Genomic DNA, 237 nt, shown 5'->3' with positions numbered 1-237 from the left:
CGCATTGGCGTGATAGCAAGGACTGGACTGTTATCCCGCCCCCGTATCGCTTTCCGCCGCTTTACGCCGGCCTGCCCCGCGACGACTATGCCTTCCCTGGGACCCTCGGCACCCTCACCTTCGACCCCAAATGGGCCACCATCAACGTCTGGCTCGGCTCCGTCCACTACAACGGCCCAGACAACATTGAGGCGCTCTGGCTATCAGTCACCCGCAGCAAGTACACCCTCGATGACA

General features: G+C 62.0%; 1 protein-coding gene. It reads left to right on the top strand.

From position 1 onward, the window contains the following. Window positions 1-237, top strand: a 237-nt coding sequence (locus EII42_RS13225) for a hypothetical protein (RefSeq protein ID WP_158676546.1), incomplete at both ends; no start/stop codon positions are given.

The organism is Tessaracoccus sp. OH4464_COT-324 (assembly GCF_003932855.1).
Classification (GTDB): domain Bacteria; phylum Actinomycetota; class Actinomycetes; order Propionibacteriales; family Propionibacteriaceae; genus Arachnia.
Note: the sequence above shows the minus strand (reverse complement) of the source record. Positions and strands in the feature narration are given on the sequence as shown.